Source organism: Enterobacter sp. D2 (genome assembly GCF_034427575.1).
In the GTDB taxonomy this organism is placed as follows: Bacteria; Pseudomonadota; Gammaproteobacteria; order Enterobacterales; family Enterobacteriaceae; genus Enterobacter; species Enterobacter cloacae_M.
Map to the genome: position 1 here is coordinate 1,087,627 of NZ_JAXQPP010000001.1, position 13,865 is coordinate 1,101,491.

15 protein-coding genes are annotated in these 13,865 nt (G+C 55.0%); 7 read left to right on the forward strand and 8 right to left on the reverse strand.

Translation table 11 applies throughout. The features are described from left to right. Nucleotides 1–89: 89 nt before the first annotated feature. Genes SPG90_RS05310 through eptA form a run of 3 tightly spaced genes read right to left on the reverse strand, consistent with a single transcriptional unit; the run spans nt 90 to nt 3,507 of the window. Nucleotides 90–1,187, reverse strand: a complete 1,098-nt coding sequence (locus SPG90_RS05310; RefSeq protein ID WP_023311356.1) for an alkene reductase — start codon at nt 1,185–1,187, stop codon at nt 90–92. 53 nt (nt 1,188–1,240) lie between these two features. Next, nucleotides 1,241–1,840 carry a TetR/AcrR family transcriptional regulator gene (locus SPG90_RS05315; protein WP_047174419.1) on the reverse strand — a complete coding sequence of 200 codons (600 nt, stop codon included), beginning with the start codon at nt 1,838–1,840 and terminating at the stop codon, nt 1,241–1,243. Between the two features lie 41 nt (nt 1,841–1,881). Then, complete coding sequence (gene eptA / locus SPG90_RS05320; RefSeq protein WP_045401382.1) at nt 1,882–3,507, reverse strand: phosphoethanolamine transferase EptA; 1,626 nt, start codon at nt 3,505–3,507, stop codon at nt 1,882–1,884. Nucleotides 3,508–3,656: 149 nt separating this feature from the next. Between eptA and SPG90_RS05325 the strand changes: the two genes are divergently transcribed. The 3 genes from SPG90_RS05325 to sodC all read left to right on the forward strand — a co-directional run bounded on the left by SPG90_RS05325 (nt 3,657) and on the right by sodC (nt 5,440). Next, nucleotides 3,657–3,896, forward strand: coding sequence for a DUF1289 domain-containing protein (locus SPG90_RS05325; RefSeq protein WP_008500587.1), 240 nt, complete (start codon nt 3,657–3,659; stop codon nt 3,894–3,896). 48 nt (nt 3,897–3,944) lie between these two features. Then, nucleotides 3,945–4,841 carry an aldo/keto reductase gene (locus SPG90_RS05330; protein WP_047174418.1) on the forward strand — a complete coding sequence of 299 codons (897 nt, stop codon included), beginning with the start codon at nt 3,945–3,947 and terminating at the stop codon, nt 4,839–4,841. 80 nt (nt 4,842–4,921) lie between these two features. Further along, complete coding sequence (gene sodC, locus SPG90_RS05335) at nt 4,922–5,440, forward strand: superoxide dismutase [Cu-Zn] SodC (RefSeq protein ID WP_047174417.1); 519 nt, start codon at nt 4,922–4,924, stop codon at nt 5,438–5,440. On the opposite strand, the gene SPG90_RS05340 is transcribed toward sodC, so the two are convergent. From SPG90_RS05340 to SPG90_RS05350, 3 genes are read right to left on the reverse strand one after another with little or no spacing between them, the layout of a single operon-like run. Continuing rightward, entirely contained in the window at nt 5,419–7,452 is a 2,034-nt protein-coding gene (locus SPG90_RS05340) for an FUSC family protein (RefSeq protein ID WP_047174416.1), read from the reverse strand. The genes sodC and SPG90_RS05340 overlap by 22 nt on opposite strands. Continuing rightward, nucleotides 7,452–8,312 (reverse strand): HlyD family secretion protein, encoded by an 861-nt coding sequence (locus SPG90_RS05345; RefSeq protein ID WP_047174415.1) that lies wholly within the window; start codon nt 8,310–8,312, stop codon nt 7,452–7,454. Before SPG90_RS05345 ends, SPG90_RS05340 begins: the two co-directional genes overlap by 1 nt. 2 nt (nt 8,313–8,314) lie before the next feature. Further along, nucleotides 8,315–8,551: a DUF1656 domain-containing protein gene (locus tag SPG90_RS05350; RefSeq protein ID WP_023311364.1), complete on the reverse strand. Its 237-nt coding sequence runs from the start codon at nt 8,549–8,551 to the stop codon at nt 8,315–8,317. 186 nt (nt 8,552–8,737) lie between these two features. Between SPG90_RS05350 and slyA the strand changes: the two genes are divergently transcribed. After that, a complete protein-coding gene (gene slyA / locus SPG90_RS05355; RefSeq protein WP_024909359.1) occupies nt 8,738–9,178 on the forward strand; it encodes a transcriptional regulator SlyA in 441 nt (146 codons plus the stop codon). A gap of 36 nt (nt 9,179–9,214) precedes the next feature. Here the strand turns inward: slyA and SPG90_RS05360 are convergent, their stop codons facing one another. Next, a complete protein-coding gene (locus tag SPG90_RS05360) occupies nt 9,215–10,576 on the reverse strand; it encodes a GGDEF domain-containing protein (RefSeq protein ID WP_047174414.1) in 1,362 nt (453 codons plus the stop codon). A gap of 199 nt (nt 10,577–10,775) precedes the next feature. Continuing rightward, nucleotides 10,776–11,243 (reverse strand): outer membrane lipoprotein SlyB, encoded by a 468-nt coding sequence (gene slyB / locus SPG90_RS05365; RefSeq protein WP_023311367.1) that lies wholly within the window; start codon nt 11,241–11,243, stop codon nt 10,776–10,778. Nucleotides 11,244–11,498: 255 nt separating this feature from the next. On the opposite strand from slyB, the gene anmK reads away from it, so the two are divergent. The 3 genes from anmK to pdxH all read left to right on the forward strand — a co-directional run bounded on the left by anmK (nt 11,499) and on the right by pdxH (nt 13,754). After that, nucleotides 11,499–12,623, forward strand: a complete 1,125-nt coding sequence (gene anmK, locus SPG90_RS05370) for an anhydro-N-acetylmuramic acid kinase (RefSeq protein WP_045401368.1) — start codon at nt 11,499–11,501, stop codon at nt 12,621–12,623. 93 nt (nt 12,624–12,716) lie between these two features. Further along, the gene (gene mliC, locus SPG90_RS05375) at nt 12,717–13,040 is read left to right on the forward strand and encodes a C-type lysozyme inhibitor (RefSeq protein WP_023311369.1); all 324 of its coding nucleotides are present in this window, start codon (nt 12,717–12,719) and stop codon (nt 13,038–13,040) included. 57 nt (nt 13,041–13,097) lie between these two features. After that, nucleotides 13,098–13,754 carry a pyridoxamine 5'-phosphate oxidase gene (pdxH, locus tag SPG90_RS05380; RefSeq protein WP_024909355.1) on the forward strand — a complete coding sequence of 219 codons (657 nt, stop codon included), beginning with the start codon at nt 13,098–13,100 and terminating at the stop codon, nt 13,752–13,754. The last annotated feature ends 111 nt before the right edge of the window (nt 13,755–13,865 follow it).

Consider the following 13,865-nt stretch of genomic DNA (forward strand, 5'->3'; position numbering starts at 1 on the left):
TAACCAATGGAATAGACTGTCTTTTTGAACAGAAACGATGTTTTAGTATAGCGGCGAAGTATCGCCGCTATCAATGAACAACGGCGAGATTACAGAGAAGGGTAGTCGGTGTAGCCTTCCGCGCCGCCGCCGTAGAAGCTTTCCGGGCGCTGCGGGTTCAGGGCCGCTTTTTTCTGCAGACGGGCAACCAGATCCGGGTTGGCGATATAGTCGCGGCCAAACGCGACGGCATCGATCAGCCCTTTGCCGATCAGATCTTCGGCTTTCTCCGGGGTATAAGCCCCCGCACCGATGATCACCCCGTGGAAACGCTCGCGCACTTTCTGACGGAAAGCGTCCGTGTAAGGCTTACCGCCAGCCCAGTCCGGCTCGGACATGTGCAGATAGGCGATGCCGCGTTTAGCCAGTTCTTCGATCAGGTACAGGGCATCGGCTTCTTCGTTCGGACCGTTGTCGACGTTCTGGAAAGAACCGATTGGAGAGACGCGGATCCCGATACGATCCGGGCTCCACTCCTGGCATACGGCGTCAACCACTTCCAGCACCAGTCGAGCGCGGTTTTCAACGCTGCCGCCGTACTGGTCGGTGCGGTGGTTAGACGACGGTGACAGGAACTGGTGCAGCAGGTAGCCATGCGCGGAGTGCAGCTCAATCAGGTCAAAACCGGCTTCACGGGCGTTGGCCACGGCCTGGCGGAAGTCGTTCACGATACCCGGAATTTCATCCAGCTCAAGCGCGCGCGGCATAGAGGTATCCACGCGGATCGCATTGCCGTTTTCATCACGCAGGGACGTACGGGTATTTGCGCTCAGGGCCGAAGCGGAGACCGGAGCCTGGCCGCCAGGCTGAATGCTGCTGTGGGAGATACGACCGGTATGCCACAGCTGGACCGCAATGCGACCCTCTTCAGCGTGAACGCCCGCGGTGATTTTCTGCCATGCGGCGATCTGTTCCGGGCTGTGAAGACCTGGCGCACCCGCATAGCCTTTAGCCTGAGCGGAAATCTGCGTGGCTTCCGTGATGATCAGGCCAGAGCTTGCGCGCTGACGATAGTATTCACCCATCAGTGGGGTTGGGATGTCGCCCGGCTCAATGCTGCGCAGACGGGTAAGCGGAGCCATAAACACGCGGTTTGGCGCAGTGACGGCACCCACTTTCAGTGGGGTAAATAATTTTTCAGCTGACATAAAGACTCCTGAGTAGACCAGTCGACTAGTAGTTGGGTAAATAAAAACGCCTGCTAAATGCCAGGCGCAGTAATGCTGTTTTTCACATGTGCCAGCGCGCTTTCCAGCGGCACGGCATTGCGCGAAATTTTTGCCTGCAGGTTAGCGCCTAGCCAGAGCGCATATAATACCTGCGCCTGGGTTAACGGTTCGCCGGAAAAGGCCAGCGTTTTTTCATCGCGGCCTTTCTCCAGCGCCTTGGCCAGCAGGGCGATAACGCCGCGGGCACCTTTATCCATCGCCGTGCGCATATCTTCAGAAAGATCGCACACTTCTGCAGACAGTTTAACGGTCAGGCATCCGCTAATAATGCCCTGCTGACAGAACTGGTTCAGCGTTTCCTGATAGTAGTTCAGAACACGATCCCGGTAGTTACCTTCACCCGACGCAAAGTGGGTCGCCAGACGCTGGTGGTAGCCAGCATAATGACGTTCCAGCATCGCTACGCCAAAAGCCTCTTTGGACCGGAAGTAGTGATAAAACGACCCCTTCGGGACCTCAGCGGTTTTTAATAGCTCGCTCAACCCCATACCGGTAAACCCGCGATGCATGCAAAGTCGCTCGCCGGTTGCCAGTAAATGTTCGCGGGTATCGTGTTCAGTATTTCTGCTCATGGCCGCACTCTAATAGACCGTTCGGTCTAATGCAAGCGAGTTTACTGACGACATGCGCTCAGTATATCCAGCTGCGGTTGATAAACCGTTGATTTCACGTCCATCATACCCAATACGGTTGAGAATAAATTGTCCTGGGAAACCGCATTTTTTGCTGCATGGTCACGCAAACACTGTTCGTTGATGCCAAAGTTTTTCGCGTAATCCGGTGACAGCCAGAACATAAACGGAATATGCGTTTGCTGCTCCGGCGCCAGCATATAAGGCGTACCGTGCAGATAAATACCGCTTTCGCCCAGCGATTCACCGTGATCTGAGAGATAAATCAGCGCGCTGTTCATGCTAGACTGGCGCGCTTTCAGCGCATCAATGGTTTTGCTGACCATGCTGTCGGTATAGAGGATGGTGTTGTCATAGGTATTGATCAGCGCCTGATGATCGCAATCCTGAATTTCATTGGTGTCGCAGGTTGGGGTGAATTTACGGAAGTTGTCCGGGTAACGGCGATAGTATGCCGGACCGTGGCTCCCCATCAGGTGGATAACCAGCACCGTATCTTGCTTCACGCCATCCAGCACGTTATCCAGACGGTAGAAGTTCACATCGTCAATACAGGATTTGTCTTTGCAGAACTGATCCAGCTGCCACTGCGTCATATCGGTATGTGGCACGCGATCGCAGGCACCTTTACAGCCGCCGTCGTTGTCGCGCCACAGCAGGTTGATACCCGCATGCTTCAGCACATCGAGCAGACCTTCCTGATGGTGAGCCAGGTCGGCATCGTATTTGCTGCGCGTCATGCCGGAGAACATGCAGGGAACGGAAACCGCGGTTTCGGTACCACACGAGGAGGCCTGCGGGAAGTTAATCACGTCCTGCTTTTTCAGTTCCGGGTTGGTTTCGCGCCCGTAACCGTTCAGGGAGTAGTTTGCCGCGCGCGAGGCTTCGCCGACGACAAGCACCAGAACGGTTTTCTTCTGTTGACCGGTAATCAGTGGCCCTTTATGGGCATCTTCACCAATGCGCACCAGCGTTTGATCGCCGGCAAACCAGCGCATCTTGCTGTACTTCACCACGGCGCTGACATAGTTCGCCGGGGTGACCATTTTGACGATGCTTTTGTTATTGCGGAACAGCGATGCGTAATCTTTATAAAACAGCGCGGCAATCAGGATAATCACCAGCAGAGCACCGAGCATCGCGGCAACGCGCGTCAGCAGCGCGTACCACCATTTACCGGTACGAATGCGGGTCAGAGCCAGCACCACGGAAGGCACAAGGCCAGCAATAACAATCCACAGAATCATCTGCGGCGTCACCAGGGCTGTCGCTTCCTGAGAGTTGGTTTCGAACACGTTCACTATCATGTTCTGATCGATCACCGCGCCATAGGTGTACATAAAGTAGGTTGCCGCAGCGCATCCGATCGTCAATACAATCAGCAGCGGCTTACGGATATAGGGGATATTCAGCAGGCTAAAGACAATCACCCAGCCGCAAAACAGCACCAGCGGTACGGACGCGGCAAAGAGGATGTCGTGCAGGTGCGAAGGGGCAATAATGGCCCAGCTGCGCTGGATAAACAGCCCGTTGATTAGCGTAAAAAAGAGTGCACAGCTCAGAGTAAATTTAATATCGTTACATTGTAACTTTTTGATTAACCACATCGATCGGTAAACCCGTTATTGTCATGATGGGCCGAGTATAGAGAGGGAAGATTAGTGAAACCTTAATGCCACAAATCTGTGATATAGGCCTTGCACGTGGTGCGATTAACGTCTTCACTGTAGGTGAGAGGAGCTTTCGGGAGGTGAGTGTGGCAGAGCAGCTGGAGTTTTTCCCCATCCAGAGCCCGTGCCGGGGTATTTGTCAGGTCGATGAACGCGGATATTGCCGCGGGTGCATGCGTACCCGCGATGAGCGTTTTAACTGGCAAAACTTTAGCGACACGCAAAAGCAGGAGGTGTTACGCCTCTGCCGACAGCGTCTTCTGCGCAAAATACGCGCAAACAAAGCGGGTGAAACCGAAGAACCCCAGCAACCTTCACTTTTTTAACACGGTAATTGCGTATACTCATGACATTACGTCCTTGAGGAAAATGTTATGGTTCAGCGAATTACTCTTGCCCCGCAGGGGCCAGAATTCTCCCGTTTTGTTATGGGCTACTGGCGCCTGATGGACTGGAATATGTCCCCCCTCCAGCTGGCGAGCTTTATTGAAGAGCACCTTGATTTAGGCATCACCACAGTCGATCATGCGGATATTTACGGTGGCTACCAGTGCGAGGCCACGTTCGGCGAGGCGCTTAAGCTGGTTCCAGCCCTGCGCGATCGCATGGAGATCGTCACGAAGTGTGGGATTGCCACCACGGCAAAACCTGAACACGCCCTCGGTCATTACATCACCGACAGCGCACATATCATCAAGAGCGCCGAGCAGTCGCTGGTCAATCTGGCGACCGATCGTATCGACCTGCTGTTAATCCACCGCCCAGACCCGCTGATGGATGCTGATGAGGTAGCGGAAGCCTTCCTGAACCTGCATCAGAGTGGGAAAGTGCGTCACTTCGGCGTTTCTAACTTTACCCCAGCACAGTTTGCGCTGCTTCAGTCTCGTCTGCCGTTTACTCTGGCCACCAACCAGGTTGAGATCTCCCCGGTACACCAGCCGCTGCTGCTGGATGGCACGCTCGATCAGCTGCAGCAGCTGCGCATTCGCCCGATGGCGTGGTCCTGCCTGGGGGGCGGACGTTTGTTTAATGATGATGAGTTCCAGCCGCTGCGCAACGAGCTTGAAACCATCGCCCGCGAACTGAACGCGGAGAGCATCGAACAGGTGGTTTACGCATGGATCCTGCGCCTGCCGTCAAAACCTCTGCCTATTATTGGCTCCGGCAAAATAGAACGCGTGCGTTCTGCGCTGGCCGCTGAAGAGCTGCAGATGACCCGTCAGCAGTGGTTCCGCATCCGTAAGGCCGCGCTGGGTTACGACGTACCATAAACCGCCTGAAGGTGACTTTCCGGTGAAATCTTTGCCCCTGGTATACACTTAAGGGGCAAAAAATAACCCGCGGAGGTCATATGAAGCGTTTTGCTCTGGCACTGGTCACGCTGGTTGTTTGCGCAGGGGCGCAGGCAGCCAGCGACGAAGTTGAAATGAATCTCGTCACCCCACAGGGTGTGGGTCAGTCCATCGGAACGGTGAAAATCACCGAAACCGATAAAGGACTGGAGTTTGCCCCCAACCTCAAAGCCCTCCCTCCCGGTGAACATGGTTTCCATGTTCATGCCAAAGGCAGCTGTCAGCCCGCTTTAAAAGAAGGTAAACCGTCTGCGGCGGAAGCGGCAGGAGGGCACCTCGATCCTCAGCATTCCGGCAAGCATGAAGGCCCGGATGGAATGGGGCATTTAGGCGATCTGCCAGTGCTGGTGGTGAATAACGACGGTAAAGCCACAGACCCCGTCGTCGCACCGCGACTGAAAAAGCTGGATGAGGTGAAAGGCAGAGCGCTGATGATCCATGTCGGCGGCGACAATATGTCCGATCGGCCTAAACCGCTTGGCGGCGGCGGGGCACGCTATGCGTGCGGCGTGATCTGATCCCCAATCGTTCCCGGTGGCGGTGCCTGTTCCAGCTGCGACAGCGAGCAGTGCAGGCGCCAGATTATCGAGGCCAAATCACGGGCTGCGGGCAGATGATGCTGTGCCAGCGTATCGCAGATCCGCTGCAGTTCATTCAGCGTGGCTTCGAGTGGCCGCTGCTGGACACCGCGCTCGCTCATTACATCGCGCAGCAGGGAGATGCAAACATCACGAACCTGCGACAGTGGATCGGAGCGCGTTTCCCACGCGCGAAGCTGCCAGACCACGTGCGAGCAGTTCAACAGCACCACGCCCCAGCGCAGCAGCCAGCGTCGGGACAGCGCGTCCTGGCTGTTATTCAGCTGGCTGACGTGATGATAGACCAGCGATTCATACTCGTTTTCACCCAGATGCGGTTTACGGCTGAGCTGGTCGACAAAACCTCTGCGTAACTCCCGAATATGCCTGCGGCTCTTGCGTGCATCGGAGCCGGGACGTAACACCGCAAAAGCCAGCCACGCTAGCCCCACGCCCAGGATCTTCGCCAGGTTGTCATTGAGAAAATCGGCGTAATCATAAACCGGGGGATTCGTCACGGAGATAAACGAGCCCATAAAGACAATCAGCTGTCCCCAGAGGCCCGCCAGCTTAGGCATTTGCAGCTTCAGAAGCTGCATGGTGGTCAACAGGGGAAACAGGAACAGCAGGAACTGCCACAGATCGCTTATCTGCACCATCAGGCCAAACTTCACCACAAAGCTGAACAGCGACAGCAGCACCAGCGTGCGCAGCAGGAGCGTAAGCGAGTTGAACGGCGAGGCCGCGACGGAGTAAAGCACGCAGCTGATGGCGGCAAGCGTCAGGGCCGCCGTACCGGACTCCCACTGCGTGGTAATACTCCACGCCCCCACCAGCATCAGCGCACAGAAGGTGCGAAAACCGCTCCACAGCGCTTCCAGATAGTCGGTATGGCGCGCGAGTGCCGGGCTGCCGGGGACGTTGAACTCCGTCAATGGGGTCGCGTTTTCGATGGCCGTAATCCAGCGGCTGCTGCGCAGGTACAGACGGCAGAAGTAATTCAGGCGCTGCCAGAAGGCGCGATGGCGGTAGTCGTACTCATCAGCCGGGGCGAGCGGAGCGATAATCCGCGCTACGGTGTAAATGTCCGCATCCGGGCGCGCAAGGGCCGCGAGCAGCGTTTCAATCACGGCACGGGTGTTTTCAGGCGGCGTTGGCCAGTTGAGCAGCATCCGGCGAAGGCTGGAGATGGCGCTGGTCATGCGCAGCTGCTGGTGCAGCAGATAGTTAAGAAGTGTGTTCTGGCGGCGAAAGCGGTAGTGGCTCCAGAACGCCTGAATGCGCAACAGATTCATCGTCAGGATCTGTCCGATAACCTTTTCATGCGCGAGGCGGATATTGTCGCTGGTATCCGGTTGCCACAGCAGGCTCGCGTGTTCCAGTAACCGGGTATGCATGGTTTTCAGCGCGGTGATGAGCGCGGTGCCGTCGGATGTGCTGGGGAGGATCATCATCATGAAGCCACCGCTGAGGATCCCGACAATCACTTCACAAACGCGCGCCTGGGCAATATCCCACAGCTCGGTGGTGTCGAGCACGTTAACCACCGGAAAGGCGATAATGGCGGCGGTATAGCCCGCCAGCTGAAACGCGTAGGCGACGTTATTGGTAAAATGGGCGCAGGCCCAGGTACAGCAGCCCAGCCATGCGGCCATGCTCAGCAGGAACAGCCACGGATCGTTCAGCGTATGGCCGGCGATAATTAACGCCGCGGTGGCGCCCAGCAGGCTGCCTGCGATGCGCCCAAGGCTTTTACTGATCACCCCGCCGACCGTCGGAAAACTGACCACCGCCGCAGACGTCATCGCCCAGTAGGGCTCATCCAGGTTCAGGTAATAAGCCACAGTTAGCGCAAGACACATGGCAATGCCGTTACGCAGCGCGTAGCGCCACTGGGGACGCGTCGCTTTCATCCACGGCGTGTTTTGCCAGGAGAGCCCCTGCAGCTTCATTAGCGGGTTCCGATAGAGACAGTGCAGGTGGTGCCAGACACCAGGGTAATGTCCTGCGGTAAACGGTCAAACTCAACGCGAACCGGAACGCGCTGGGCCAGACGCACCCACGGCACGTTCGGCTTTATGTCCGGCACCAGACCGGAATCCGTTTCGACGCTTTGATCGTAAATAGCGCGGCCAATGCTGGATACGTGACCCTGTAACTTCTGCGAGCCGCTGTAAAGCGTAATGGCGGCAGGCGATCCCTCGCGAATATGGCGAAGCTTGGTCTCTTCAAAATAGCCCACCACGTAGAAGGAGTGGCTGTCGACGAGGGCAAAAACGGGTTGTCCCGTGGTGGCATAATTCCCCACGCGAGCGGAAAGGTTGGTTACCCACCCGTCAACCGGCGCGGTAATCACCGTTTGGGTCAACTCCCACTGGGCCTGCTTCAGCGTGGCTTCGGCTACGTTGACGCTCGCCTGCATGGCCTTTACGGTGATGTTGGCGGTGTCTAAATCTTCCGCTGAGATGTAGTTTTGCGACAGGTGGCGGCGGCGGTTGGCCTCGTTGTTAGCCTTTGCCAGATCCGACTGGGCTTTAGCCAGCTGCGCCTGGGCGTTCAGAATCGCAATGTGGTACGGGGTGTCGTCGATGCGGAATAAAATGTCTCCCTTTTTGACGAACTGGTTATCCTTAACCAACAGCGCCGTAATACTTCCCGACACCTGAGGGGTAATGCTGACCTGCTCAGCGCGAACTTTGCCGTCACGCGTCCAGGGCGATTGCATATAAAAATTCCACATCCACCAGCCCGCCACCAGCGCAAGGGCAAGGACAAGCAGGGTGGAAAAGTACTTTAGCGTTTTAAGGGACATATTCACCACACAGTCAAAACGGCAAGGCCCAGGCATACGGAAAGGGCAAACAGGGAAAGATCCATCAGCATGGGATGCCAGATTTCGCCGGAGTACATCCAGTCGCGGAGCAGGCGATGCGCGATGAGCCAGAGCATAAAGCCGACCAGAACGGCCTTAAACAGGGGAGGAAAATAGACTGACGCACCGAAGATCAGATCCTGAAGGGGTAAACCCTCTGAGCGATGAAAAAACGTCACGGGCAGAAATCCTTTGCAGTGAACAGAATGCCGCATCGGCTTGTCTTAGTATGATGAAGCATCACAATTCAGTGTAAGTCATACTTTTAAGTTGGATGAATGCAGTATTGCATTTGTTTTGGCAATACAAATGCTGCACACTATTCTAAAATCAGTATAATAACTTAGCAAGCTAATTATAAGGAGATGAAATTGGAATCGCCATTAGGTTCTGATCTGGCAAGGTTGGTACGCGTCTGGCGTGCTCTGATTGACCATCGCCTGAAACCTCTGGAACTCACACAGACGCATTGGGTCACGCTGCACAACATTCACCAGCTGCCGCCCGATCAGTCGCAAATTCAACTGGCAAAAGCGATAGGCATTGAGCAGCCGTCGCTGGTGCGCACGCTTGACCAGCTGGAAGAGAAGGGGTTGATCTCGCGGCAAACCTGCGCCAGCGATCGTCGCGCCAAGCGGATTAAACTCACCGAGAAAGCGGCGCCTATCATCACGGAAATGGAAGCCGTGATTACGAAGACGCGCGGTGAGATCCTGTCAGGCGTTTCACCGGCGGAGCTGGAAATGCTCATCAGCCTCATTGGGCGCCTCGAGCAAAACATCCATGAACTGCAGTCGCGCGACTGACAAACAACCAGGCCTTGCAGCAGCAAGGCCTTTTTTTTATTTAAAGACCACCACGCGGTTACGGCCGGTCTCCTTCGCTTCATACATCGCTTTGTCGGCATTTTCCACGCACGTTTCTGCGGCTACTGCGGCTGACGTCGCCGTAAACACCCCCATGCTGATGGTGATTGGCTCAGGTAGTTGACCGCCGCTGCTGGCGTTATCGAAGCTGCTCAGATTTAACCGAATGCGTTCCGCCACCTGGTACGCCGCGTCTGATGAGGTGTTGGCCAGCATCAGAACAAACTCCTCACCACCGATACGGGCCGCGATGTCCTGGGGGCGCACGGAATCCATCAGCAGATTAGCAACAAACTGCAGGACCTTGTCGCCCTGAAGATGTCCGTACGTGTCGTTGATACGCTTGAAGCGATCGAGATCGCTGACGATGACGGAAACCGGACGGCTGGGTTTGGCGATATCCAGCGCCTGCTTTAATGATTCATAAAAATAACTGCGGTTATACAGGCGCGTGAGCGGGTCGCGAATCGAGTTCTGGTAAGACTGCTGGTATTTTACGTGCGAGTCGCGATACAGCCTGAAGACATCGTAGAGCAGAACAAAAATAATCAGCAGCGTGGCGGCCGTTTCAAATAAGCGGGCGCGATACCAGGAGATACCTTCGGCATGTCCCCCCATCAACAGCATTGAGAGCGTGACGATATAGCAGACGCACAAAAAATTACCGCCCACCCAGAATAAATTGCGTACGCGCGTAATAAACATCAGAGTTGCTAATGTCACTACCCACAGAGCAATTAATGAAATATTAATAAACTGGCTCCAGAGAACCATAAACTGACGCGTTTCATTATCAACCAGGTCAATTGATAAGAGTTGTGAATGACTGGAATAGAACCAGGCCAATCCCACCGCACAGACCGTAAAGAGAAATTCGCCGCTCACAATCGCGATATGTGCTAATCGTGAAAGGGGAGAATTGCGCATGGTATAAAGTATTGCCGCAACGATGATGAGCACCGCCATTATTAGATGGCGGAACATATAGTAGATCATCGCATCGTTGTAGTTCACGACGTTAAACTGGTAGAGGTCCAGCCAGGCGGGAAAGCTGGACAGCGTTCCGACCATCAGCAGTGCGGAGCCCGCAAAGGCGAAGGCGAATGCCACCAGATACAACCGTTTTCTGTCGCACCAGTATTTCATCGCCATGAAACAGGCAATAAACAGGTGGAACACCAGCAGAAAAATGGTAAGCGTAGGGAATAGCAGCGGTGAAAAGGAGGGAACCCATTCAACGAGTTTTAAAAACAGAGTTTGTAATATCCCGATGACAACAATGCAACCAAGGCAGAACGCGATATAACGACTCTTTAAAGAACGACGATTCGCAAGCATATACGTTTTTAACGACTTTATAATGAATGAAGGTAAGAAGATTGCGAAGAGTTTAATAAATTAGCGCGCTAAATACTTTGCGCAGAAACAATATATGACGTGGTAAATAATAGGCGTGATGAATATATTTTGTAAATATATTTTTGGAAGTGATATATATTGTAAATGGATGTGGCCTAATGACCACATCCATTTTTAATTAACGTGGAGAAACGGTCACCTGACTTCCGTTGCTTGCCAGAACAACGCGCTGGCCTGCAGAGAAGCGAGTGCTGCCTTGTTTCTGTACAACCATGATCGTGCTGCCGTCGTCTTTACGAATTTCCAGCTCTACGCCCTGGGTTTTGTTCATCGCACCCTGAACGCCCTGGCCGGCTACGCCACCCGCAACGGCGCCTGCGGCTGTTGCCAGCGAGCGACCTGTACCGCCACCGACGGTATTACCGAGGAAACCACCCAGAACGGCACCGCCGATTGCACCCATTACGTTGCTTTCATCACCACCCTGGATCTGTACAGGACGTGCGTTAACAACGGTACCGTAAGTCACGTTCTGAACCTGTTTCGCTTCAGAAGCGCTGTAAACGTCGCCAGAAAGTGAACTGTCATTCACACAGCCAGCCAGAGTTAAACCAATCAGCGAAACGCCCAGTACACGTAAAATCATTTGAATCTCCTGTTCACCAAAAACGCCCAATTGGGGGCATCCGTTATGGCTAAATTATATGGCATAAGGAGCCATAGTTCATATCTTTGCACTAACAATAAGAAAATTGTACTTGAATTTGACTTAACGAGACATAAACAGGATCTGCCTGTGCTACCCGTCTGACATTGTTAAAAAATATTATCGCCGGATGGCAAAGCGGCGCCGTTTATGGTTGAGTGGGTATCCTTAGCCCACGCAACGTAAGGAAAGCGCATGAAATCGGGTCGCTACATTGGTGTGATGTCAGGCACCAGTCTGGATGGGGTAGATGTCGTACTGGCCGCCATTGACGAAAACATGGTGGCGCAGCAGGCGAGCCTGACCTGGCCAATCCCCATTTCACTGAAAGAGGATATTCTGAGTATCTGTCAGGGGCAGCAGCTTACCCTCTCCCAGCTTGGACAGCTTGATGTTCGCCTGGGGGCGCTGTTTGCGGATGCGGTGCAGGCTTTGATGCAAAAAGAACATCTTCGCCCGCAGGACGTGGTGGCCATCGGGTGTCACGGACAAACGGTCTGGCATGAGCCAGGCGGAGATGCCCCGCATACCCTGCAAATCGGCGATAACAACCAAATTGTGGCGAAGACGGGCGTGACGGTGGTTGGCGATTTCCGTCGTCGCGATATCGCCCTTGGCGGGCAGGGCGCGCCGCTGGTACCCGCGTTCCATCAGGCGTTACTGGCGCACCCTTCAGAACGGCGTATGGTGCTCAACATTGGTGGGATTGCCAACCTGTCGATGCTCATCCCGGGGCAGCCCGTACGCGGCTATGATACCGGCCCGGGCAATATGTTAATGGATGCCTGGATCTGGCGGCAGTGCGGACAACCGTATGATAAAAACGCTGAGTGGGCGAGCGGGGGGAAAGTGATTATTCCGCTGCTGCAGTCGATGCTGAGCGATCCATATTTTGCCCTGCCAGCCCCTAAGAGCACGGGGCGTGAATACTTCAACCTGGGCTGGCTTGAGCGTCAGCTGGCGCCATTCCCGGCGCTCGCGCCGCAGGATGTCCAGGCGACGCTTGCCGAGCTGACGGCCGTGTCGATCTCCGAACAGGTTCTGCTCAGCGGCGGATGTGAACGCCTGCTGGTGTGCGGCGGAGGAAGCCGCAACCCGCTGGTGATGGCGCGTCTTGCGGGGCTACTGCCGGGTACCGAAGTGACCACGACCGATGAGGCCGGCATCAGCGGGGATGATATGGAGGCGCTGGCCTTCGCCTGGCTTGCCTGGCGCACCATTGCGGGACTGCCGGGCAACTTGCCGTCGGTAACCGGCGCGCGTGAGGCGAGCGTCCTCGGGGCGATTTTCCCGGCAAATCCTCGTCATAATCAGAGTTAACTGAAATTCAGCGCGGCGCGTCGTCGTTAGAATGGAACGAAACAGGAGGGCAGCCATGCCCTCCAGGACCAGGAAAGTCTTCGGAATACGCCCATGAAAAAACTTCTTCTTATTGCCGCTCCTTTGTTGCTGTCAGGATGCAGCGTCTACAACCAGCTCCTTGAGCGCATGCAGACCGATACGCTGGAGTATCGCTGTGACGAAAAACCGCTGACCGTAAAGCTGAACAATCCACGCCAGGAAGCCAGTTTTGTTTATGACAATAAATTGCTGACGCTGAAGCAGGGGATGTCAGCCTCCGGCGCGCGTTATTCCGACGGTATCTACGTCTTCTGGTCGAAAGGCGACAGCGCCACGGTCTACAAACGCGACCGCATTGTGCTGAACAATTGCCAGCTCGAAAATCCGAAGCGTTGAGATTTTTACAGGGGCGGCGCACAATAGCGCCACCCACTCTCAATGTCAGCTAACGCCATGTCAGATAACGACGAACTGCAGCAAATTGCGCATCTGCGCCGTGAATACACTAAAGGCGGCCTGCGTCGCCAGGATCTTCCCGCTGAACCCCTCGTGCTTTTTGAACGCTGGCTGAAACAGGCCTGCGAAGCGAAACTCGCCGACCCCACGGCCATGGTCGTCGCAACGGTGGATGAAAACGGTCAACCGTATCAGCGCATCGTATTGCTCAAGCATTATGACGAGAAAGGGCTGGTGTTCTATACCAACCTCGGCAGCCGCAAGGCGCACCATTTAGAAAACAATCCGCGTATCAGCCTGCTGTTCCCCTGGCACATGCTGGAGCGTCAGGTAATGGTCACCGGCAAGGCGGAACGTCTCTCGACGCTGGAAGTGGTGAAGTATTTCCACAGCCGCCCGCGTGACAGCCAGATTGGCGCCTGGGTATCCAAACAGTCCAGTCGAATTTCTGCTCGCGGCGTGCTGGAAAGTAAATTCCTGGAGCTGAAGCAGAAGTTCCAGCAGGGGGAAATTCCTCTGCCAAGCTTCTGGGGCGGGTTCCGCATCCCGATTGAGCAGATGGAGTTCTGGCAGGGGGGCGAACATCGCCTGCATGACCGCTTTTTATACCAGCGCGAGAATGGCGGCTGGAAAATCGACAGACTGGCACCATAATCCCCGAAATTTGTTGATTTAAGCGCTAGCGCACACCGCGCTTGCGCTTTATTCTATGGTCCTTTCGCATCAGGCGAAAAGTCGTGTACCGGCAAAGGTGCAGTCGTTTAT

Bases quoted from the DNA above. Each gene is read 5' to 3' on its own strand.
- slyA (WP_024909359.1), top strand. From the start codon at position 8,738: ATGAAATTGGAATCGCCATTAGGTTCTGATCTGGCAAGGTTGGTACGC.
- sodC (WP_047174417.1), top strand. From the start codon at position 4,922: ATGAAGCGTTTTGCTCTGGCACTGGTCACGCTGGTTGTTTGCGCAGGG.
- mliC (WP_023311369.1), top strand. From the start codon at position 12,717: ATGAAAAAACTTCTTCTTATTGCCGCTCCTTTGTTGCTGTCAGGATGC.
- anmK (WP_045401368.1), top strand. From the start codon at position 11,499: ATGAAATCGGGTCGCTACATTGGTGTGATGTCAGGCACCAGTCTGGAT.
- SPG90_RS05340 (WP_047174416.1), bottom strand. From the start codon at position 7,452: ATGAAGCTGCAGGGGCTCTCCTGGCAAAACACGCCGTGGATGAAAGCG.
- SPG90_RS05330 (WP_047174418.1), top strand. From the start codon at position 3,945: ATGGTTCAGCGAATTACTCTTGCCCCGCAGGGGCCAGAATTCTCCCGT.
- pdxH (WP_024909355.1), top strand. From the start codon at position 13,098: ATGTCAGATAACGACGAACTGCAGCAAATTGCGCATCTGCGCCGTGAA.
- slyB (WP_023311367.1), bottom strand. From the start codon at position 11,243: ATGATTTTACGTGTACTGGGCGTTTCGCTGATTGGTTTAACTCTGGCT.
- SPG90_RS05310 (WP_023311356.1), bottom strand. From the start codon at position 1,187: ATGTCAGCTGAAAAATTATTTACCCCACTGAAAGTGGGTGCCGTCACT.
- SPG90_RS05315 (WP_047174419.1), bottom strand. From the start codon at position 1,840: ATGAGCAGAAATACTGAACACGATACCCGCGAACATTTACTGGCAACC.
- eptA (WP_045401382.1), bottom strand. From the start codon at position 3,507: ATGTGGTTAATCAAAAAGTTACAATGTAACGATATTAAATTTACTCTG.
- SPG90_RS05345 (WP_047174415.1), bottom strand. From the start codon at position 8,312: ATGTCCCTTAAAACGCTAAAGTACTTTTCCACCCTGCTTGTCCTTGCC.
- SPG90_RS05360 (WP_047174414.1), bottom strand. From the start codon at position 10,576: ATGCTTGCGAATCGTCGTTCTTTAAAGAGTCGTTATATCGCGTTCTGC.